Consider the following 18,135-nt stretch of genomic DNA (forward strand, 5'->3'; position numbering starts at 1 on the left):
CGAACAGCAGGAAAGGCACGGTCATGAGAGCAGTTGTGTACGACGGCCCGCGCAGGGTCAGTGTCAAGGACGTCCCCGACGCCCGCATCGAGCGTCCGACCGACGCTCTGGTCAGGATCACGACCACCAACATCTGCGGCTCCGACCTCCACATGTACGAGGGACGGACCGACTTCGAGACCGGACGGTGGTTCGGCCACGAGAACCTCGGGCAGGTGATCGAGGTGGGCGACGCCGTGGACGAGGTGCAGGTCGGAGACTGGGTCGTCCTGCCGTTCAACGTCGCCTGCGGGCACTGCAAGAACTGCGAGCGGGGCTTCACCAACTACTGCCTCACCGCACAGCCGGGACGGGCGATGGCCGGCGCTGCGTACGGGTTCGCCGACATGGGGCCGTGGGCCGGCGGACAGGCGGAGCTGCTCCGTGTGCCGTGGGCGGACTTCAACTGCCTGCGTCTCGGTGAGGATGCGCAGGAGAAGCAGACCGACTACGTGATGCTGTCGGACATCTTCCCCACCGGCTAGCACGCGACCGAACTCGCGCGCGTGCAGCCGGGCGACCAGACGGTCATCTACGGCGCCGGACCGGTGGGGTGCATGGCCGCGTACTCCGCGATCCTCAAGGGAGCGAGCAAGGTCATGGTCGTCGACCGACAGCCCGACCGGCTGCAGAAGGTCGAGGAGATCGGAGCCATCCCGATCGACGACTCGGCGGTCGATCCCGTCGAAGCGGTGAACGAACTGACGATGGGGCTCGGAGCAGACAACGGGTGCGAGTGCGTCGGCTACCAGGCGCACGATCCTGACGGAGAGGAGCGTCCGAACTCGACCCTGAACCAACTGGTGCGCTCGGTGCGCTTCACGGGCTCGATCGGTGTCGTCGGCGTGTACGTCCCCCAGGACCCCGGGGGTCCTGACGTCCTGGCCCAGCGCGGTGCCGTCGCGTTCGACTTCGGTGAGTTCTGGTTCCGCGGGCAGTCGATGGGGACAGGGCAGTGCCCGGTCAAGCGGTACAACCGGGCACTCCGCGACCTCATCGCGAGTGGACGGGCGACGCCGTCGTGGGTCGTCAGCCACGAGCTCCCGCTCGACCAGGCGCCGGAGGCGTACGCGCACTTCGACGCCCGCGACCACGGTTGGACGAAGGTCGTCCTGCACCCGGAGACCGCTCCGGCGGCGACGCCAGCGTGACCGACGGATGCGGCACAGGTGATGAACGACCGGATCCTGTCGCCGGGCCGCGCCTCGGCCTACGTCGCGATCGGCGTCGTCGCCGGCGTCTCCTGCATGTTCCTCGGGGCGCCGTCCCTCGGCCCGCTCGCGGCGTGGTGCACCGCTGGGCTCATCGCGCTGACACAGGTGTGGCGTCGGTGCTGGCGGCAGGACCCGGACGGCACGGAGCGTCTGGCACGGGAGGAGTCGGAGTCGCGGCTCACGGACAACGCCGTCATCGTGGCGTGTCTCGCGAGCCTCGCCGCGGTGGTCCTCGCCCTGGGTGAGGCGAGCCACGCCCGTGACCCCGCCTCGGTCGCGGCGGTGGTCCTGGGCGTCCTCGGGGTGATGGTCGCCTGGGCGCTGGTGAACACCGTGTACGCGCTGAAGTACGCCCGGATGTTCTTCCTCGAACACCGCGGTGGTGGGTTCGACATCAAGCAGGACGCACGCCCGACCTACAGCGACTTCGCCTACTTCGCCTTCACGATCGGCATGTCGTACGCGGCTCCCGAGGTCGAACCGGACGACACCGCGACCCGGCGGAAGGCCCTGTCGCACGCGCTGCTGTCGTACTTCTTCGGGACGGTCCTGATCGCGGTCGCCATCAACCTGGTGACGAACCTCGGTCAGAGCTGAGGTCGCGGTCGCCGATGCCCGTGCAGCGGACCCCCACCCTGAAGCGAGCAGGGCCACACCGCCCGCAGGTCGTTCCGCGCGTTGTGGGTGGGTTGTGCCACCAGCCGGATGTTCGCCTACACACCGGTGGCTGGTGGCTTCGCGAGAACGGATGCGACGTAGCCTGGTCGCATGGATGACCAGCGGCCCCGCAGCATGGCCGAGCTGTTCGCAGCGGGCGAGGAAACGATTCCGGCGCCTCGTGATGGAATCCGCGCTGCTGGTCTGGTCGGATTGCTGACGTTGTTGACCACGGTGATCGCGTCGGTCGCCGCTGTCGTCGTGACGGTGGCGTTCTTCGTCACGGTGCTCGGCGGGATCTACCTGATCTTCGGCTTGGCTCTGCTGCCCCGCTGACGGATGGTCAACGATCGGCTACCGAACGGACATCGGGCACACGAAGAGGCAGGCTCGGACCGTGCACATCCCGTGGCAGGCGCTCTTGCTTCCGTTGTTCGCGATCTTCGTCGGGGTGGTCATCTTCTCGACCGCAGAGGAAGGCGCCCGACAGTCGCGCGCGGTCGGGAGCGGCTTCTTCGGGCGCGCGTGGGCGGAGCGGGCCTACACGAAGCGCCACATGCGGATCCAGGGCATCATCTTCGCTGTCCTCGGACTGATCGCTGGCGTGGTCATCGTGACCATCAACGTGGTCGATGCGCTCTGCTGAACGATCGGCGACCGGCCAGTAGTCATTTCAGGAGCGATTGCACCGCGTTCCACAGGTGCTCTGAGCTTGGCGATGATCGGCGTCGTCTGGACACTGCTGTCCATCTCCGGTCACCCGGAGAGACCGGAGAGACCGGAGAGACCGGAGAGAGAGTTTCCAGCGCAACTGGATGAAGTCCGGCAGCCGATGCCTGCGGGGACGGCAGTAGTCACTCTCGTAGCTGCCGCAGGGATCTTTCGCAAACGTTCATCGCGCTCGGGGCGCTCTGCGATCGGGACGCAACCGCGCGCTCGTATCGTTCCGGGATGAGTCAGGTGAGATCGCCCGAATCCCTTCCACGTGCCCTCTTGGTGATGATCTGGGTGCTCGCCCTTTTGTTCAACGCGGTGTTCGTGGTCTTCTTCGCCTTGTACTCGGCAGCCAACGACTGGGCGGCAGAACGATCGGAAGCGACTGGGGCGTTCGACCCGTCACGATTGCTCCCGCACGACGCGGCGCTGTGGCTGAGTGCTCACGCTGCGATTCTTCTGCTCGTCATGCTCGACGCCGTGAGTATCGCGCTGTTGCTGCGCGCGCGCCGGATCCGCATCACCCAGGCCCAGTAGCGGATCGGCCATCGGCCCCCAGAGAGCCGTTCGACCGCGCGCATCACGTCGGCTTCCCTCTTTCGTCGCGTTTCGATGAGGACCGCCTCATCGCGGACCTGAACGACATCGCGTCCGCGCTGCGCGCCGTCGCCGAGGTGTGGCGAAGGCTGCTCGCGAGCGTCAGCGGCGGCGAGCAGGCCGGAAGTCAGTCTTCGCCGTGCAGCAGCATGTCCTCGTAGTCCCCGTCAGCGCACCGGGACACCCCGTGCACGGTGTAGCCGTCGGAGCGGGTGAGGAACTCGATCGACCACGTCGGTCCACCGTGGCCGACGACACCCCGCAGTGGGTCCGCCCCGCCGCTCTCGTAGTCCGAGGCGGTGATCCCGGAGGAGCCCCAGAGCTCCTGCACAGCCGCCCGGTCCGCCGTCTGGTCGCCGACCTGGTCACGGTCGAGGATGTAGGTCCAGGTGACGCCGCCCGTCCCTGCGGACGCCGGGCACTTCCCGAGTGCCGGTCCTCGTCGGACGGTCCACTTCCCGCCCAGCGTCTCCGTCGTTCGGTCGACGACGTCGACGACCTCCTTCTTCGCTCCGTCCGGTTGCACGGTCGGTCCTCGCTGGCAGCCCGTGAGGAGGAACGGGACGGCGACGAGCAGTGCCAAGGCCACAGCCACCCGGCTGGTGAGTGTTCTCATCGGTCCTCCGACGCATGCGTGACGGAGTGTCCGTCCGGATCGCTCAGCGACACTGCTGTGTCTCCTCGTCGCTCGGTACCGCACGATCCTCGTCGTCCTGTCGGGATCCTGTCCATCCGCAAGCGCCGAACTTGACGCGTTCTCCTGGGAGCCAGGCCTCCGTCGCCAGGCCGGGCCGGGCCTCCCGAGTGGCCAGTCGCCATCTGACGGCGGCAGGCTACCGCGCCGAACGAGCGCTGAGCGCTCGCCGGCGGCGGCGGATCCAGATCGTGACGAACACGATCGCGCACGCCGCGAGCGCGATGAGGGGCCAGACGGCCCACGTCTCTCCGAGCACGAGCGCGATGAGCGCACCGACACTCATGACGGGCGCGATGATCGCGCCGCCGCCGACGAAGCCGCGCTGCATCTGTTCGGACTCGTGCTCCGTGATCATCGGCACACCTCCGGGGTGCAGCTTGTCACCCGTCGCGCTCGTCGTCCATGTGCCGCGACTCCGCCGCAGGGTCCCGTACCGGTGGACGGGAGGATCGTGGCAAGCCCGGAACGCGAGGATCCGCCCGGCGCTCGGCACGATCTGCTCCGGTCAGCCCGCGGTCGCCGCGACGCTCCGCGGCACTGCAGCCCGACGGATCCGCGGGGCGTGTGCACCCAGGTACAGCACCGCGCTGAGCGCGGTGACGAAGAATCCGACCGGCCAGTCCGTCGCGTACGCGAGCGCGATCGAGGCCCACACCACGATGAGCGTGAACGCGGTGGACAGGGCGATCGCCGTGGACGGTCGTCGTGCGAGGGTCCGCGCAGTCGCCGGCGGGCCGACCAGCAGGGCGAACATCAGCAGCGCGCCCACGACGGGGACGCTCGTCGTCGTGGCACAGGCGACGATCAGTCCGAACACCACGGTCATGGCGTGTGGCCGGACACCACGAGCGGGTGCGGTCGCGGGCAGCAACGACGCGAGGAGCAGCGGCCGGTACAGCGTGGCGACGGCGGCGAGACAGACGATGCCGAGGACGAGCATCGGCACGATCTCCACGGTGGAGACGCCGAGGACCTGACCGAAGAGCAACGAGAACACCTCGGCGGAGTACTCACTCGAGCGGCTGAGGAAGAACGCTCCGAGACCGAGCATCGTCGCGAGCGTCAGAGCAGTGGCGACGTCACCCCGCCCACGGCGTCCGAGGACCGACACGAGCAGGGAGCCGACGGCGGCGAACACCCCGATGCCGAGCAACGATTCGATGCCGACGAGGACGGCACCGGCGGCGCCGGCGAAGGCACCGTGGGGGAGCGCGTGCGCCAGGAAGGTGTCGCCGCGGATGACGACGAACACCCCGACGACTCCTGCGACGACGCCGACGATCGTGGCGGCGATCCACGTGTTCACCATGAAGTCGGAGAACATCAGGCGACCTTCCCGGCTCCGGCGGGGATCCGCAGGGCCTGCCCAGCCGGTCGTCGGGACGCCGCTCTCCGCGCGACGGACCAGGAGGCGAGGCGAGCGCCGACGTAGACGACGAGGACGAGTGCCACCACGCAGAAGCTGACCGGCCAGTTGCCGTCCTTCCCCGCCCAGTAGTAGCTCTCGTACGCGATGAAGCAGCCGGCCCACGTCTCGATGACGCCGATGCCGGCGGACAGCAGCACGGCGACCCCGAACCGACGCGTCACCAGCAGGGCCGTGGCGGCCGGGCCGATGAGCAGCGCGGTCGAGAGGATCGCGCCGATGGTCAGCGACGACAGCTCCACGGCGAGTGCGAGTGCCACGAGGAACACCAGGCCCGCGAGCCGGACCGGGACGCCGCGGGCGACGGCCAGGTCCCGGTCGATGGACGAGAGCAACAGCCATCGGTAGACGGCGACGACGAGCAGCAGCGCGATCACGCTGAGGAGCACCACCGGGGGCACGACCGAGGGGTCGATGACGAACAGGGAGCCGAACAGCACCGAGACGGCCGCGTTGCTCGATCCGCCGATCGTGGTGTCCCAGGAGAGGAACAGAGCGGTCAGCCCGAGTCCGAACGCGAAGACGACCCCGGTGGCGACGTCGCGCCCCTTCAGCCGGTGCGTGCCGATGGCCTCCATCAGCAACGCGGCGAGGACGCCCGCGCCGACGAAGCCCCACAGCTGGCTGATGCCGACGAGGAACGCACCGGCTCCGCCGACGGCCCCGAGGTCCGCGAGCGCGTGTCCCGCGAACGACTGCCCGCGGACCACCGTGAAGACCCCGACGACACCGGTGACCGCCGCGACGAAGCCGCCCACCACGAGGGCGGAGTGGACCGTCGGGCTGTTGACGAAGCCCGACAGGGCGACGGCGACGGAGGCGCTCATCGCCGGACACCCGCCGGGGCCGTGACGGGACGGTCGTCGGCGAGGACGACGAGACGTCCGTCGGCATCGATGACGCGGATCGGTCGCCCGTAGAGGGCGGAGAGCACGTCTTCGCGGATGACCTCGGCCGGGACACCGGTCACGGCTCGACCATCGGCGAGGTACACCACGCGGTCGAGGACCGGCAGGAGCAGGTTGATGTCGTGCGCGGTGAGGACGATGCCGACTCCGTGGTCACGGCGGATCGTGTGCAGGAGCGCGACGATGTCGGCAGTGCTGGCGGGGTCGAGGCTCGCCAGGGGTTCGTCGAGGAGCAGCAACGACGGCCGGCTGATCAGCGCGTGTGCGAGGAGGACCCGCTGCTGCTGGCCACCGGAGAGTTCACCGATCCGTCGATCGGCGAACGCCGTCGCGCCGACACACTCCAGCGTCTCGTCGACGAGGGCGTGTGTCCGTCGCCGTCGGAGCGGGAGGCCGAGCCGACCGCCGTCGAGACCGAGCGCGACGACGTCCCGGGCCCGCAACGGCGCATCCGGGTCCAGCACCGTCTTCTGCGGGAGGTAGCCGATGCCGTGGACGTCCGCGGCCCGCTCCGGTCGGCGGACGGTGCCGCTGGTGATCGCGACGACGCCGAGGAGCGTGCGGAGGAGCGTGGTCTTGCCGGCACCGTTCGCTCCGATGAGGCCGACGAAGTCACCCGCCGCGACGTCGAGGTCGACGCCGTCGAGGACTGTCCGTCCGGCGAGGGCGACGTGGAGGTCGCGGACGGTGACGATGCGACCGTCGTCGGCTGCTCCGGCGGTGGTGGTCACAGCTTCTCCGTCGAGGTGCCGTCGGTGACGGCCTTCGCGAGCGCCGCGAGTTCAGCCTCCATCCACCGCTGGTAGGTGTAGCCGGTCGGCATCGTCTCGTACACGCCGACGACCGGGACGCCGTTCGCGTGTGCCAGCGACAGGTAGTGGGCCGTGATCGAGTCGGTCACCTGCTGGTTGTAGAGGAAGACCTTCACCTGCTTGCTCGTGAACAGGGAGTCCTGCGCCGCCGACTGCTGCGGTGACGGGTCGGTGTCGTTCATGATCGCGGCCTGCAGGGACCACGGCGTCTTGATGTCGACACCCGCGGCTTCGAGGGCGTAGTCCGCGACCGGTTCGGTCACGGCGACGGGGGTCCCGCCGTGTGCGCTCTTGAACGAGGCCAGCGCGGACGTCCACGTGTGCAGTGAGTCGTCGAACGTCGTGAGGTTCTGCGCGAACGTCGTCTTGTGCGCCGGGTCGAGCTTCTCCAGGTCGGTGGCGATCTCCGCTGCCACGGCGGGCATCGTCTTCGGGTCGTACCAGAGGTGCGGGTTCCTGGTGCTGTCGGGGAGGCCGAGCAGGGTCTGCGCGGTGATGACCTTCCGGTCGGAGTTCGGTGATGCCTTCTCGAGCTTGGCCATGAAGTCGTCGTACCCGACGCCGTTCTGGATCACCAACTGCGCTGAGGAGAGCTCCCTCGCCACGCTCGCACTGGCTTCGAACGTGTGCGGATCGGTGTTCGGGTCGCTCATGACCGCCGATGCGCTGACGTACTTCCCGCCGATCTGCGCGGCGACGTCCGAGTACTCGTTCTCGGCGCCGACCACGGTGATCTTCCCGTTCCCGTTGCCGTTGCCTCCGCCGGAGGAGCACCCCGTGAGGGCTGCTGCGGCCACTGCCGCGACGACACCGGAGGCGATGAATCTGTTGATGCGCACGGCATCCGTCCTGTCCAGGGCACGTGGCCCGATCGTTGTGAGAATCGTTCTCGATCGGAACCGTAGGGGACGAGGGTCCCCCTTTGCGAACCCAAATGATAGTGATCGTCGTTCTCGCGAGAGGATGAGGGCATGGCAACCGACGGCTCGGTCGTGCACCGCGAACAGCGCCGGCACACGGACTGCGTCCTCGCAGCACTCCGGGAGGTCCGTCGCGCGACCGTGCAGGAGTTGTACCGATCCCTGCGGGGTGCGGGCGATCCGATCAGCCTGTCGACGGTCTACCGGGAGGTGCACCGCCTCGTCGCGGTCGGCCGGGTCCGTGAGGTGGTCCTTCCGGGCGAAGCCGTCTACCTGCTGCCCGGCGACGACCTGTTCGTCTGCGACCAGTGCGGACGGATCGAGGAAGTGCCGCTCCGTCGCCTCGCGGTGATCCAGGACGCGGACTTCTTCGCGCAGGCCGAGGCCCTCACCGTCCACGGCCGGTGTGCCCACTGTGATCGGTGACCGCAGCGCGCGCCGAGGCGACGGATCACAGATCCCGCGCGAAGCACACGGATTCGGCGGACCCGACGTAGGGGCCGTACGGCGCGATGCTCGTGTAGCCCTCCCGTTCGTAGAAGCGGATCGCGTCGGGTTGGAGGGTGCCCGTCTCGAGGACCACGCGCCCCGACCCGAGATCGCGAGCAGCAGCCTCCAGGGCGCGGAGGACGGTGACCGCCACTCCTGAGCCCCGCGCAGGCGGCGTCACGTACATGCGCTTGATCTCGACGCTTCCGGGGCCGGCGACGTCGTCTGCCAGGGGGCGCAGGCCCCCGCACGCGATGGGGCGATCGTCGCTCGTCCTCGCGACGAGGAACACCGGGACGTCGTCCGCCGACGGGGGTGTGCCCGGCTCGTGGTCGTCGCTGCCGTAGCGCGCGTCCAACTCGGCGCGCTGCGCTCGCCGCAGCTGGTCGGCATCGGGGTGGTCGAACTCCGTGCGGCTGATGGTCCAGTTCATAGGTTCCTCTCGTGACGATCGTTACCGTAACATCTGTTACGGTCGTGGTGTGAGCAGGACGAGAGACGCGGAAGCGAGCCGGCTGAGACTGTCGGAGGCGGTTTTCGGCACGCTTGCCGACCGCGGCCCGACGGGGCTCACGCTCCGTGCCGTCGCGGAGCGTGCCGGGTGCACGACGGGCCTGGTCCTGCACACGTTCCGCGACAAACGGGCGCTCCTGCTCCACGCCCGCGACCTCATGCACGAGCGCACGCGCGTTCGCTCCGACGCGCTCGAGGCCGATGCCCCTGACGCCGGATCGGCCCTGTGTGCCGTTCTGCTGGGCGCGTTGCCCGTGGACCAGGAACGACTCGCCGAAGCGCGGGTGTGGGTGGGGTTCCTCGCGGCAGCGCTGGCTGATCCAGTCCTCGCCCAGCGGCACGCCGCGAACAGCCGGGCCTTCGCGGAGCGGGTGACGCGGCTCATCGGCTCCGCCTACCCGGACCTCCATGCCGACTCCGCCGAACGGGCAGCGGCCCTCGTCGCTGCGGTCGAAGGCGTGTCGAGCTTGGCAGCGGGGGATCCCGACGGGTGGACCGAGGCGCGACAGGTCGCGGCGGTGCGCACGGTGATCCTCGCGGTGACGTCGGGGAGTGCACCCGAGGAAGACCTCGGGCAGGGTGGGGACATGGACGCCCCAGCTCCGGACACCATCCACTTCCACCAGAAGCACCACGAGGCGATCGTCAGTGGCGAGAAGGTCACCACCGTCCGGTGGAACGAGTCCGTGGCGGTCGGCGCCGCGACCTTCGTCTTCGACGGTCACCCCACGGCCGAGCCGCTGGTCGGAACGGTGACCGCCGTGCACCGGTACCGGCTCGACACCCTCACCGCGGAGCAGGCCCATCAGCCACCGGAGACCGACATGCGCCGCTTCGGGCAACAGCTCCGGGAGAACTACTACCCCGACATGCCGGAGGATGCTGTCGTCGAGGTCGCCGAACTCGTCCTCGGGCCGACGTGACGGCCGATCTGCCACCAGGGGCCGCATGGACGGACACCCTGGTCTTCGCGGTGCTGCGCAGTGAGCTCGACGGGGAGCCGAGACGGTCTGGCCGGACTCTAGAAGGCGAAGGACGCGGGCTGCAGTGACGGGGAGACCCAGCAGGTGACCGCCACCTCAGCCCTCCGCATCCGACGCGCGAGCCGCGACGACGTCCCGGCGCTGACCGCGTGGACGAGTGGCGGTGGCAGCTCCTCGACGGCGACGAGGGCGGCGGGTTCCACGTCCTCGAAGCGTCGCAGTCGGACTCGCGGACCGAGGGGTTCGCGCTCGCGTCGTCGGCAGCCAACGGCAACGACAGCTGGGCCGATGCACTCCGACGGTTCTCCCCGGACCTGATCACGTCGATGTGGGGGACGAACGACTACGGCAAGGTGACCCCTGCGGTCTCGACGCAGCAGCAGGCCGTGAGCACGTTCCGTTCCGCGGACCCGGGCGTCGCGATCGGGTTCTTCGACCTCGGTGCGTACGTGCCGCCGTACTTCGGCCAGACCGGGGCGAAGGACAACCCGTACATGTCCGACGGCATCCACGCGAGCGACACCGGGTACGACGTCATCACGGCGATCCCGGACGCGTACTTCACGTCGACGCCGGCCTGACACCCGACGACCGACTCGACTGCGAGCAAGGCGGCGGAGTCACGTGACGTGCGGGCCTCCCTCGACGGGGTGTGCGGCCCGGTGCAGGAAGATCCCCAGCCCTCACCGTCCACGGCCGATGTGCCGACAGTGATCGGTGAAGGTCGGCTCGGTCTACGCCTGCAGCGACCGAGGAAGGATCTGGGCGGATTCCACTGTCGGGTACGTGGTCGGGTCGCTCGGCGAAGTGACGGCCAGGTACTCGACCGGAAGCCACGGGGTGGGCTCCGGCGCGGACCGCTGTCGTGGCCCGCGGAGCCCGAACCAGCGCCGCTGGCCGAGGGGTGTCGGCGGAGTCAGCAGTCGCTCGAGGTCGGCCTGGTCAGTCGGTTCGTCCGCGGCCCGGTGGAACAGGCTGCGGTCGTGGCGTCGTACCGAGCCGAACGACAGATGTGGGCCGATCTCGTCGGCGTAGTCGGTGCCGAACCACGAGAGCCACTTCGGCGTCGGCGGCAGCCCCTTCCAGACACCGCGACGGCCGAGGCCGGGCTCGTACTCCGCGGAGACCGGGTACCAGAGCTGTCGGCCGGACCACTCGGCGCCGTGCAGGACCGAGGCGGATGCGTACACGGCGTCGACCCGGCTGGCGACGGCCGTGAAGAACCGCACGACCGCTTCGCGGTACCGGACGTCGGCGAGGGCGTCGGCGAGGATCGTCAGGCCGTGGGACGCCACGACGGCTCCCTCCCAGCCAGATGAGCTGATGCTCCCGTACGCCACCGGGCCGCTCCCTGTCCACGAGGTGCCGGCGTCACCTGGCTCATCCTCGTCGAGGTGGATCAGGAACGCCTCCGCCCGGCCGGGTTCCCACCGGTGCTGCAGCGGCTCCGTCCTGCCGTACCGGCGGGGAAGCGCGTCCGGGAGGTGCCGGCGAGCGAGTTCGAAGAAGGTCTCCGCGGTCGACGGGAGGTCGAGTCCCTCGGTCCGCACCCACCAGTTGATGGCGAGGGTCGCGACGATCGCGCCGCGGGCTGGTGACGCCCGCTTCGTCGAGCCACGGCGGTGGACTTCGTCGGTCTGCACGTCGTGCACGGCTCCCCGCATGGCCAGGGCAATCCTCCGAGCGGCCCGGATCGCGTGGGGCACTTCTGACGTCTCCGACCCTTCGACGCGGACGACGACCTGGGACGTTGCGCCGAGCAGGACCGCGGTGATCTCGTCGGGGACGTCCTCGGGTTCGACCCGCTCGGGTGGTTCCACCGTGAACGAGTAGCGGCGGCGAGCGCCACGGACCACCACGAAGGGCGATCCTTCGGCCAATCCGTCGTCCTCGACTGCCAGACCGGTGACGAGCGCCGCGGCCTGCAACGCCTCGGGTCCCGCCTCGTCTCCGTAGACGTACAAGTCGTACGACATCACTCACCTCTTCGTCGGTGATCACGACTGTAGGGGAGTCGGGCCGCTCGGGTGCCGGCGGGCGTGCACGGCCGGGCGGACCGCTAGCGTCGAAGCGTGACGACGACGCGAGGAACCACAGAGCCGGACAGCAGGGGACGCACCGGTCTCGACCAGGTCGGTCGTGGTCTCGACCGCAACCCCGACGTGGTCGTCCGGGACGTCGAGGTGACGTCGGACGGCTGGCACGTGCTGCGTCGGACCACGTTCGACGTCCGGGGTCGCGACGGCTCGTGGACGACCCAGCAGCGTGAGACCTACGACCGGGGCAACGGCGCCGCTGTCCTGCCGTACGATCCGGTGCGCGGCACGGTCCTGCTCACCCGACAGTTCCGCTGGCCGGCGTACGTCAACGACCACCCGGACGGGATGCTGGTCGAGGTGGCGGCGGGTCTGCTCGACGCCGACGACCCGGAGACCGCCGTCCGGCGGGAGGCGCGTGAGGAGCTCGGCGTCCGGCTCCGCCAGCTCACCCACGTGGTCGACGCGTTCATGAGCCCTGGCTCGGTCACGGAGCGGGTGCACTGTTACGCCGCCCCCTACGGACCGGAGGACCTCGTCGATGCCGGCGGCGGCGTGGCCGAGGAGGGCGAGGAGATCGAGGTGCTCGAGGTGCCGGTCGACGAGGCGATGGCGATGCTCGGCGACGGCAGGATCGTCGACGGCAAGACCATCCTGCTGCTCCAGTGGGCCGCGTTGCACGGCGTCCTGACCCGTGACGGTTGAGTCCCTGCCGTAGCCGGTGAGCCCAGGGTCAGGCCTGGAGTGCCTGCAAGGCCGGATGCCCGGCCAGGGCGCCGTGCCCGTGCGTGAGCATCACGGCCATCGTCGCCAACGCCGGCGCCATCGCGCCGGTGAGTGACAGCGGCGACGTCTGACCACCGAACTCGAGGACCACGTTGTACTGCTCGGGGTCCGGGTAGATCGCCGTCACCGCCGACCAGTCGAAGCTCAGCCAGCCGCGGCCCCCGACGTTGCAGACCAGCCGCTGGTTGCTCACCACGACGTCGACCTGCTGCTGTTCCCGCCACTGCGTGGCCGCCATCGCCTGTGCTCGGGAGCGTGCGATCGAGTTGCCGATGGCGTTGCCGATCACCGCTCCCGCGACCCAGGCCGGCCGTCCGAACGCGACGACCCCGGTCTGCCCGTAGGTGACGTCCGTGCCGTAATACCGGGCGTACCCGAGGAAGCCGCTGAGGAAGAACCGTTCACCGTGGTGAGGGACGACGTTCCAGACCTGGATCTCCGGCGGCAGTTCCTTCCGCATCAGCGACGCTCGGAGTGACACCGCGTGGCGCCATCCGTACGCGTAGGCGTCCTGGTGGCTCTGCACCGACTGTTCGCGCTTGGTCAGGTGACCGAGAGACCGCTGCCACGCCCGGTAGGCGCCGTGGCCGCGTCGGATCGCGATGATGCCGAACACGATGGGAGCGGCGAACGCGGCGAGCAGGAACAGCAGGCCGAGCAGCGACAGCCCGATGGACCCCTGTCCGTTGCCGGCAGCGGTCAGCTGCCCGCCGACCAGGGCGAACGCCACGTACCCGATGGGTGCGAGCGCGGCCGGCACGACCCACCGCCGGTGCCGCGCCCACCAGGACCCGCGCTGGTCGTTCCCGCTCGTCGTCGTCGTCATCGTCGGACCCCCGTGGCCCGTGCCACCCGTCCCCACGACGGGTGGTCGGGTTCCAGTCTGGCGCGCTCCGGGCCCGTCGCACCACCGGCACGACGGAGGCCGAGCTCGCGCGGTCAGCCGTGGTGAGCCAGGCGCGCGGCGTGCTCGCGGTCCTTCTGGTGCTCGCGGACGACCGCACTCACGGCCAACCACGTGACCAGCACGCTGAACGCGCCGACGAGCAGGGTCCCCGAGATGCTCGACATCCACACGATCGTCTGGGCATTCGCGGCGATCGTCTCGAGGTCGCCGTCAGCCTTCGTGAACACGACGAGCACCCCGACCGCAGTTCCGATCGCTCCGGCGAACAAGATGATCGTGATCGCTGCGAGGGCTCCGCGCCAGCCGTTGTCCATGCCCCGACCGTACCGGCCGTCCGAGCGGAATCACGAGCAGCACTCGTATTCAGTCCGACTCATCACCCGCTATGCGCGACCACACCGCCAGGTCCACTCGACCGTCGTCCGTGAATCCGGCGTTCCGAGCGACGCCTTCGTGGACGAACCCGGCGCGGGACGCGACCCGCGCCGACGCCGCGTTCCCGGTCGCGACGCGGAGTTCGACGCGTTCGAAGGAATGGACGCCCAGCAACCACGACGACAGCGTCCGGACGGCAGCGGACGCCAGACCCCGCCAGCGGAACCCGGGCGCGAGCCAGTAGCCGAGCTCCGCCGTGCGGGCTCGCCAGTCGATGCGCTTCACGTCGATGCAGCCGGCCAGGGCCCCGTCGACCCGGATGCAGCGGACCAGTCCGGTTCCACTGACGCGGGTCGACTCCGTGCCCACGGTCACCCACTGCTCGGCGAGCTCCACCGGGTACGGGCGCGGCAGTGGCAACCACCGGCGGATGTCCGGGTCCGCGACCGCCGCGACGAGCGCCGGAGCGTCCGCCACGTCGAACGCGGTCAACGCCGTCGTCGCGTCCACGGGGATGGCGGCGTCCGGGAGGCACGGCACCGCAGGCCGCGCCGGTTGCGCTGGGCGGGCCTCCCGTCCGCTCACCGGACCACGCTCCAGTCCGTGGGCAGTCCGGGGGCCATCCACGCAGGATCCGGGACCCAGCCGGACCAGTCGGCGTCGAACGGGAATCGCCGCTCGCGCGCAACGGTGGTCGCTTCCTCGCCAGCCTGTTCGATCACGGCACGCATGCTCGCCGGCCAGTGGCCGGTCGAGGCGTAGAAGGCGAGTTCGTCTTCGTCCTTGTACCGGACGGACCAGGTGCCATCGGGGGCGGTGGTGGCGACGACGTCGAGCGTCCAGTCCTGGCTGTCGAACCCGATCGCGGTCCGGATCCAGGGCAGCTCGAGGTTGACGTACCAGTCGGGCAGCCAGTCGGAACCGTCGTGCCAGCGCCACACGGACCAGGGTGAGCCGGTCGGGTGCACGCGGACGACCGCCGCGCCGGTCCACCGGTCCTCGACGTAGGAGCCATCCCAGTCCTCGGGCAGGACCAGACGTCCGTTCGGACCGCTGCCGACACCGGCGCGGCGACGGACCGCCGAGCCGACCGGACTCGCGACGACGGCCAGGGCGTCGTCATCGACCACGACCCGGCCGGCGACCGCGAAGGCAACGGCGTCCCCGCGGGTGCCGAAGTCGTGCACGCTGCGGATGACGACGGAGTCGCCCGGGGCGAACGGCTCACTGCGGCGGTCGGAACGGGCGCTCGTGTCCATGGCATCGACCGTACCGGCCGTCCCAGCGGGGGAGGCGGGCCTCCCGTCCGCTCACCCCGCGTCCGCCGGGCGCCACCCGAGTTCCGAGCCGAGCCGCTCCGCGATGTCCGTGATGATCTGGGCGTAGTCGTCGGGCTCGAGGTCGAAGGGCAACGCGAACGCGACCTCGGTGGCCGCCTGGTAGCCGGCGTCGGCGCGCAGCCGGTCGGCGATCTCCGCCGAGGTCCCCACGAGGTCCGCCGCGAAGAGCAGCCTGCCGGGCCCGAACGGCACCCCGACCCGGCCGGAACGCGAGTTGACGTAGTGGCGGTAGCGCGCCTCCTGTTCGGGCGTCGCGCTGTCCGTCGGGATGACCACGAGCCCCTGGGAGATGCGAGCGGTCCCGGGGGTCGGGTGCGCGGCGAGGTAGGCGTCGATCTGGGCCCGCTGGTTCGTGGCGAAGTCGGTGCCGACCTCGCTGCGGGTGACGCTCGAGGTGAGCAGGTGGAACCCGTTCTCGGCAGCCCAGACGGCCGACCGTGTGCTGCCCGTCCCGTACCAGAGTCGGTCGACCAGGCCGGCGCTGAGGGGCTGGACCGTGCGCGAGAACTCCTCGATGCCGCGTCGCTCGGTGGTGTCGCTGACCGGAGCTCCGCCGACGAGGTCGCGGAAGCGCAGCAGGCGGTCGTTCCCGAGGTCCTCCTGGTCGGCGGTGTCGGGGTAGATCGCGTCGCGGTAGAGGTCGTAGTTCATCGGCGGACCGGCGGAGAACCCGGGGTTCAGCCGGCCGCCGAGCAGCACGTCCACCGTGCCGAGGTCCTCGGCGAGCCGGAACGGGTTCTCCGCCCCGATCGGGGTGACGGCCGTGCCCAGCTCGATCCGGGAGGTCCGCTGCGACGCGGCAGCCATCACCGCGACCGGGGACGAGATGCCGTGCTGCAGGTGTCGGTGGCGGAGCCAGGCGCTGTCCAGGCCCAGGGCCTCGCCGCGCTCGATCACCCGGAGGGTGTCCTCGATCCCGAGCGACGGCTCGGCGGGGTCGAACGAGCCGATGGTGAGGAAACCGACACGGTCGGGGGCAGTTCCGTCGAGGGGCATGCGCCGATCGTGCCAGACATCGCGGACCGTGCCCAGGCCGCGACCGACGTCAGCGGTCGAAGACCTCCGGCAGCGCCGCCACGAACGGGTCGAAGTGGCTGTACCAGACGGAGTGCGCCGCCCCGGGGATGCTCCGGACGTCCACACCCGACGCGGTCAGCGCCGCAGCGGTCGCGTCGTCGACGTAGTGGCTCGGGTCCGCACGGACGACGATCGACCCCGGCCGCGGCAGCCACGTCCCACCCGGTCCCGCCGCGATGGCCGCCGCGGTCGCCGGGTCGAACCGGGAGGCCGCCCGTGCCTCCACCTGACAGTCGCGCTCGCCGTAGTGCGGCTTCTCGGCTCGGAGGCGGTCCACGGTCCGGCTCGCTCGTTCCGCCTGGTACTCGGCGTGCACCTCGACCCGGTCGTGCCCGCCGCGGCTCGCGAACGGGGCATCGACGAACACCGCGACGCCCGGGTCGAGCCGCCCGGTCGTGACGGCCGCGGCGAGCAGCAGGCCACCGAACGAGTGCCCGACGGTCACCGTCGGCCGGATGTCCATCGCATCGAGGGTCTCCGCGACCGACGCAGCGGCGTCGGGGACGGTCATCGCCCGGCTGCGGGGTGAGTGTCCGTGCCCCGGCAGGTCGAGTGCGACGACCTGGACTCCCCGGTCGGCCAGGAGGCCCGTGACGCGCCACCAGCTCTCCGCTGAGCCCGTCATCCCGTGCAGGAGCACGACCGTCTCGGAGCCCTCCCCGGTGGTCTCGGCGTGCAGCAGCATCCCCACATCGAAGCACGGCCGATGCGTTCAACGGTGATTCACCGTGAGTTCCGCATGGTGCAGGTGGTTTCGCATGTTGGGCCCATATCGTCATCGCAAGCGCGATTGCGTGAACTCCTCTGCGCTGGTCGAAGGACCACGATGACGGAAGGTCGGTCCTTCGTTGACCACCACTCCTGTCCAGTCGGGCTACACCCGGACCCGTCCCGCGACGAGCGGACGGGGTTCGAGCACATCGACGTACTCGGCTGTCCTGGCACAGGTGAAGGAGCACGACCTGCTCCGCCGCCGCACCGGTTTCTACTGGTCCCTCTTCGGTTCCCTGATCGGCACGCTCGCCCTCGCCTGGGTGGCGTTCTCGTTCCTCGGTGACTCCTGGTACCAGCTGATCGTCGCCGGTGTCCTCGGTGTCCTGTTCACCCAGTTCGCGTTCTTGTCGCACGAGGCCGCACACCGTCAGGTGTTCGCCTCGCAGCGGTGGAACGACCGGGCCGGCCGCTACGTCGGCACGTTCCTCGTCGGCCTCAGCTACTCGTGGTGGATGAACAAGCACACCCGTCACCACGGCAACCCGAACACCGTCGGCAAGGACCCGGACATCGCGCCCGGCGTCATCGCCTTCATCCCCGAGGACGTGCCCGCGTCCGGCCTGAAGCGTGTCTTCACCCGCTTCCAGGGCTGGCTGTTCTTCCCGCTGCTCACCCTCGAGGGCATCAACCTGCACTGGTCCGCCGTCCGCGCGGTCATCAGCGGCACCGGCACCACGGCCGACCGCCGACACCGGATCATCGAGGGCTCCTTGCTCGTCGCCCGCTTCGGCATCTACCTGACGGCCGTGTTCTGGTTCCTGCCGTTCGGGATGGCGTGTGCGTTCCTCGGGGTGCAGCTGGCCGTGTTCGGCGTGATGATGGGCGCCTCGTTCGCCCCGAACCACAAGGGCATGCCGACGATCGCCCACGT

At 70.0% G+C, this 18,135-nt stretch carries 25 protein-coding genes; 11 read left to right on the plus strand and 14 right to left on the minus strand.

What is annotated here, in order from left to right:
- The first annotated feature begins 23 nt into the window (after nucleotides 1-23).
- From SOM35_RS16600 to SOM35_RS16625, 6 genes are all read left to right on the plus strand, one after another.
- Complete coding sequence (locus SOM35_RS16600; RefSeq protein ID WP_320516225.1) at nucleotides 24-524, plus strand: alcohol dehydrogenase catalytic domain-containing protein; 501 nt, start codon at nucleotides 24-26, stop codon at nucleotides 522-524.
- 72 nt (nucleotides 525-596) lie between these two features.
- Complete coding sequence (locus tag SOM35_RS16605; protein WP_320516226.1) at nucleotides 597-1,190, plus strand: zinc-binding dehydrogenase; 594 nt, start codon at nucleotides 597-599, stop codon at nucleotides 1,188-1,190.
- 21 nt (nucleotides 1,191-1,211) lie between these two features.
- A complete protein-coding gene (locus SOM35_RS16610) occupies nucleotides 1,212-1,850 on the plus strand; it encodes a DUF1345 domain-containing protein (RefSeq protein WP_320516227.1) in 639 nt (212 codons plus the stop codon).
- Nucleotides 1,851-2,021: 171 nt separating this feature from the next.
- On the plus strand, nucleotides 2,022-2,246 hold the full coding sequence (locus tag SOM35_RS16615; protein ID WP_320516228.1) for a hypothetical protein: 225 nt from the start codon (nucleotides 2,022-2,024) through the stop codon (nucleotides 2,244-2,246).
- A 61-nt stretch (nucleotides 2,247-2,307) separates the two neighbouring features.
- The gene (locus SOM35_RS16620) at nucleotides 2,308-2,556 is read left to right on the plus strand and encodes a hypothetical protein (protein ID WP_320516229.1); all 249 of its coding nucleotides are present in this window, start codon (nucleotides 2,308-2,310) and stop codon (nucleotides 2,554-2,556) included.
- 305 nt (nucleotides 2,557-2,861) lie between these two features.
- On the plus strand, nucleotides 2,862-3,161 hold the full coding sequence (locus tag SOM35_RS16625) for a hypothetical protein (protein WP_320516230.1): 300 nt from the start codon (nucleotides 2,862-2,864) through the stop codon (nucleotides 3,159-3,161).
- Between the two features lie 187 nt (nucleotides 3,162-3,348).
- Here SOM35_RS16625 and SOM35_RS16630 read toward each other — a convergent pair whose 3' ends face one another.
- The 6 genes from SOM35_RS16630 to SOM35_RS16655 all read right to left on the minus strand — a co-directional run bounded on the left by SOM35_RS16630 (nucleotide 3,349) and on the right by SOM35_RS16655 (nucleotide 7,903).
- Nucleotides 3,349-3,837 carry a hypothetical protein gene (locus SOM35_RS16630; RefSeq protein WP_320516231.1) on the minus strand — a complete coding sequence of 163 codons (489 nt, stop codon included), beginning with the start codon at nucleotides 3,835-3,837 and terminating at the stop codon, nucleotides 3,349-3,351.
- Between the two features lie 217 nt (nucleotides 3,838-4,054).
- The gene (locus SOM35_RS16635; RefSeq protein WP_320516232.1) at nucleotides 4,055-4,273 is read right to left on the minus strand and encodes a hypothetical protein; all 219 of its coding nucleotides are present in this window, start codon (nucleotides 4,271-4,273) and stop codon (nucleotides 4,055-4,057) included.
- Nucleotides 4,274-4,423: 150 nt separating this feature from the next.
- Nucleotides 4,424-5,242: a metal ABC transporter permease gene (locus SOM35_RS16640; RefSeq protein WP_320516233.1), complete on the minus strand. Its 819-nt coding sequence runs from the start codon at nucleotides 5,240-5,242 to the stop codon at nucleotides 4,424-4,426.
- Complete coding sequence (locus tag SOM35_RS16645) at nucleotides 5,242-6,171, minus strand: metal ABC transporter permease (protein WP_320516234.1); 930 nt, start codon at nucleotides 6,169-6,171, stop codon at nucleotides 5,242-5,244. Before SOM35_RS16645 ends, SOM35_RS16640 begins: the two co-directional genes overlap by 1 nt.
- Nucleotides 6,168-6,983 carry a metal ABC transporter ATP-binding protein gene (locus SOM35_RS16650; RefSeq protein ID WP_320516235.1) on the minus strand — a complete coding sequence of 272 codons (816 nt, stop codon included), beginning with the start codon at nucleotides 6,981-6,983 and terminating at the stop codon, nucleotides 6,168-6,170. Before SOM35_RS16650 ends, SOM35_RS16645 begins: the two co-directional genes overlap by 4 nt.
- Nucleotides 6,980-7,903 (minus strand): metal ABC transporter solute-binding protein, Zn/Mn family, encoded by a 924-nt coding sequence (locus SOM35_RS16655; RefSeq protein ID WP_320516236.1) that lies wholly within the window; start codon nucleotides 7,901-7,903, stop codon nucleotides 6,980-6,982. The genes SOM35_RS16650 and SOM35_RS16655 overlap by 4 nt, the downstream gene beginning before the upstream one ends.
- A 132-nt stretch (nucleotides 7,904-8,035) precedes the next feature.
- Here SOM35_RS16655 and SOM35_RS16660 point away from each other — a divergent pair, with 132 nt between their 5' ends.
- The gene (locus SOM35_RS16660; protein WP_320516237.1) at nucleotides 8,036-8,410 is read left to right on the plus strand and encodes a Fur family transcriptional regulator; all 375 of its coding nucleotides are present in this window, start codon (nucleotides 8,036-8,038) and stop codon (nucleotides 8,408-8,410) included.
- Nucleotides 8,411-8,435: 25 nt separating this feature from the next.
- Here SOM35_RS16660 and SOM35_RS16665 read toward each other — a convergent pair whose 3' ends face one another.
- Entirely contained in the window at nucleotides 8,436-8,906 is a 471-nt protein-coding gene (locus tag SOM35_RS16665) for a GNAT family N-acetyltransferase (protein ID WP_320516238.1), read from the minus strand.
- Nucleotides 8,907-8,955: 49 nt separating this feature from the next.
- On the opposite strand from SOM35_RS16665, the gene SOM35_RS16670 reads away from it, so the two are divergent.
- Together SOM35_RS16670 and SOM35_RS16675 are read left to right on the plus strand one after the other, a co-directional pair.
- Nucleotides 8,956-9,909, plus strand: a complete 954-nt coding sequence (locus SOM35_RS16670) for a TetR family transcriptional regulator C-terminal domain-containing protein (RefSeq protein WP_320516239.1) — start codon at nucleotides 8,956-8,958, stop codon at nucleotides 9,907-9,909.
- 209 nt (nucleotides 9,910-10,118) lie between these two features.
- Nucleotides 10,119-10,550 (plus strand): hypothetical protein, encoded by a 432-nt coding sequence (locus SOM35_RS16675; protein ID WP_320516240.1) that lies wholly within the window; start codon nucleotides 10,119-10,121, stop codon nucleotides 10,548-10,550.
- 153 nt (nucleotides 10,551-10,703) lie between these two features.
- On the opposite strand, the gene SOM35_RS16680 is transcribed toward SOM35_RS16675, so the two are convergent.
- The gene (locus SOM35_RS16680) at nucleotides 10,704-11,945 is read right to left on the minus strand and encodes a hypothetical protein (protein ID WP_320516241.1); all 1,242 of its coding nucleotides are present in this window, start codon (nucleotides 11,943-11,945) and stop codon (nucleotides 10,704-10,706) included.
- Between the two features lie 96 nt (nucleotides 11,946-12,041).
- On the opposite strand from SOM35_RS16680, the gene SOM35_RS16685 reads away from it, so the two are divergent.
- Entirely contained in the window at nucleotides 12,042-12,710 is a 669-nt protein-coding gene (locus tag SOM35_RS16685; RefSeq protein WP_320516242.1) for an NUDIX domain-containing protein, read from the plus strand.
- A 28-nt stretch (nucleotides 12,711-12,738) separates the two neighbouring features.
- Here SOM35_RS16685 and SOM35_RS16690 read toward each other — a convergent pair whose 3' ends face one another.
- The 6 genes from SOM35_RS16690 to SOM35_RS16715 form a co-directional block, all read right to left on the minus strand.
- Nucleotides 12,739-13,617: a hypothetical protein gene (locus SOM35_RS16690; RefSeq protein ID WP_320516243.1), complete on the minus strand. Its 879-nt coding sequence runs from the start codon at nucleotides 13,615-13,617 to the stop codon at nucleotides 12,739-12,741.
- A 113-nt stretch (nucleotides 13,618-13,730) separates the two neighbouring features.
- Nucleotides 13,731-14,012 carry a hypothetical protein gene (locus SOM35_RS16695; RefSeq protein ID WP_111073231.1) on the minus strand — a complete coding sequence of 94 codons (282 nt, stop codon included), beginning with the start codon at nucleotides 14,010-14,012 and terminating at the stop codon, nucleotides 13,731-13,733.
- A gap of 49 nt (nucleotides 14,013-14,061) precedes the next feature.
- Nucleotides 14,062-14,583, minus strand: a complete 522-nt coding sequence (locus SOM35_RS16700) for a GNAT family N-acetyltransferase (RefSeq protein WP_320516244.1) — start codon at nucleotides 14,581-14,583, stop codon at nucleotides 14,062-14,064.
- 71 nt (nucleotides 14,584-14,654) lie between these two features.
- Nucleotides 14,655-15,332: a ribonuclease FAU-1 family protein gene (locus tag SOM35_RS16705; RefSeq protein WP_320516245.1), complete on the minus strand. Its 678-nt coding sequence runs from the start codon at nucleotides 15,330-15,332 to the stop codon at nucleotides 14,655-14,657.
- A 51-nt stretch (nucleotides 15,333-15,383) separates the two neighbouring features.
- On the minus strand, nucleotides 15,384-16,409 hold the full coding sequence (locus SOM35_RS16710; RefSeq protein ID WP_320516246.1) for an LLM class flavin-dependent oxidoreductase: 1,026 nt from the start codon (nucleotides 16,407-16,409) through the stop codon (nucleotides 15,384-15,386).
- 49 nt (nucleotides 16,410-16,458) lie between these two features.
- Nucleotides 16,459-17,175 carry an alpha/beta hydrolase gene (locus tag SOM35_RS16715; RefSeq protein WP_320516247.1) on the minus strand — a complete coding sequence of 239 codons (717 nt, stop codon included), beginning with the start codon at nucleotides 17,173-17,175 and terminating at the stop codon, nucleotides 16,459-16,461.
- A gap of 163 nt (nucleotides 17,176-17,338) precedes the next feature.
- Between SOM35_RS16715 and SOM35_RS16720 the strand changes: the two genes are divergently transcribed.
- The coding region (locus tag SOM35_RS16720; RefSeq protein WP_320516248.1) for a fatty acid desaturase family protein at nucleotides 17,339-18,135 on the plus strand (797 nt) is incomplete at its 3' end.

The organism is Curtobacterium sp. CFBP9011, assembly GCF_034045095.1.
In the GTDB taxonomy this organism is placed as follows: Bacteria; Actinomycetota; Actinomycetes; order Actinomycetales; family Microbacteriaceae; genus Curtobacterium.

Bases quoted from the DNA above. Each gene is read 5' to 3' on its own strand.
- SOM35_RS16600 (WP_320516225.1), top strand. From the start codon at position 24: ATGAGAGCAGTTGTGTACGACGGCCCGCGCAGGGTCAGTGTCAAGGAC.
- SOM35_RS16605 (WP_320516226.1), top strand. From the start codon at position 597: ATGGCCGCGTACTCCGCGATCCTCAAGGGAGCGAGCAAGGTCATGGTC.
- SOM35_RS16610 (WP_320516227.1), top strand. From the start codon at position 1,212: ATGAACGACCGGATCCTGTCGCCGGGCCGCGCCTCGGCCTACGTCGCG.
- SOM35_RS16615 (WP_320516228.1), top strand. From the start codon at position 2,022: ATGGATGACCAGCGGCCCCGCAGCATGGCCGAGCTGTTCGCAGCGGGC.
- SOM35_RS16625 (WP_320516230.1), top strand. From the start codon at position 2,862: ATGAGTCAGGTGAGATCGCCCGAATCCCTTCCACGTGCCCTCTTGGTG.
- SOM35_RS16630 (WP_320516231.1), bottom strand. From the start codon at position 3,837: ATGAGAACACTCACCAGCCGGGTGGCTGTGGCCTTGGCACTGCTCGTC.
- SOM35_RS16635 (WP_320516232.1), bottom strand. From the start codon at position 4,273: ATGATCACGGAGCACGAGTCCGAACAGATGCAGCGCGGCTTCGTCGGC.
- SOM35_RS16640 (WP_320516233.1), bottom strand. From the start codon at position 5,242: ATGTTCTCCGACTTCATGGTGAACACGTGGATCGCCGCCACGATCGTC.
- SOM35_RS16645 (WP_320516234.1), bottom strand. From the start codon at position 6,171: ATGAGCGCCTCCGTCGCCGTCGCCCTGTCGGGCTTCGTCAACAGCCCG.
- SOM35_RS16660 (WP_320516237.1), top strand. From the start codon at position 8,036: ATGGCAACCGACGGCTCGGTCGTGCACCGCGAACAGCGCCGGCACACG.
- SOM35_RS16665 (WP_320516238.1), bottom strand. From the start codon at position 8,906: ATGAACTGGACCATCAGCCGCACGGAGTTCGACCACCCCGATGCCGAC.
- SOM35_RS16680 (WP_320516241.1), bottom strand. From the start codon at position 11,945: ATGTCGTACGACTTGTACGTCTACGGAGACGAGGCGGGACCCGAGGCG.
- SOM35_RS16690 (WP_320516243.1), bottom strand. From the start codon at position 13,617: ATGACGACGACGACGAGCGGGAACGACCAGCGCGGGTCCTGGTGGGCG.
- SOM35_RS16695 (WP_111073231.1), bottom strand. From the start codon at position 14,012: ATGGACAACGGCTGGCGCGGAGCCCTCGCAGCGATCACGATCATCTTG.
- SOM35_RS16705 (WP_320516245.1), bottom strand. From the start codon at position 15,332: ATGGACACGAGCGCCCGTTCCGACCGCCGCAGTGAGCCGTTCGCCCCG.
- SOM35_RS16710 (WP_320516246.1), bottom strand. From the start codon at position 16,409: ATGCCCCTCGACGGAACTGCCCCCGACCGTGTCGGTTTCCTCACCATC.
- SOM35_RS16715 (WP_320516247.1), bottom strand. From the start codon at position 17,175: ATGCTGCTGCACGCCGAGACCACCGGGGAGGGCTCCGAGACGGTCGTG.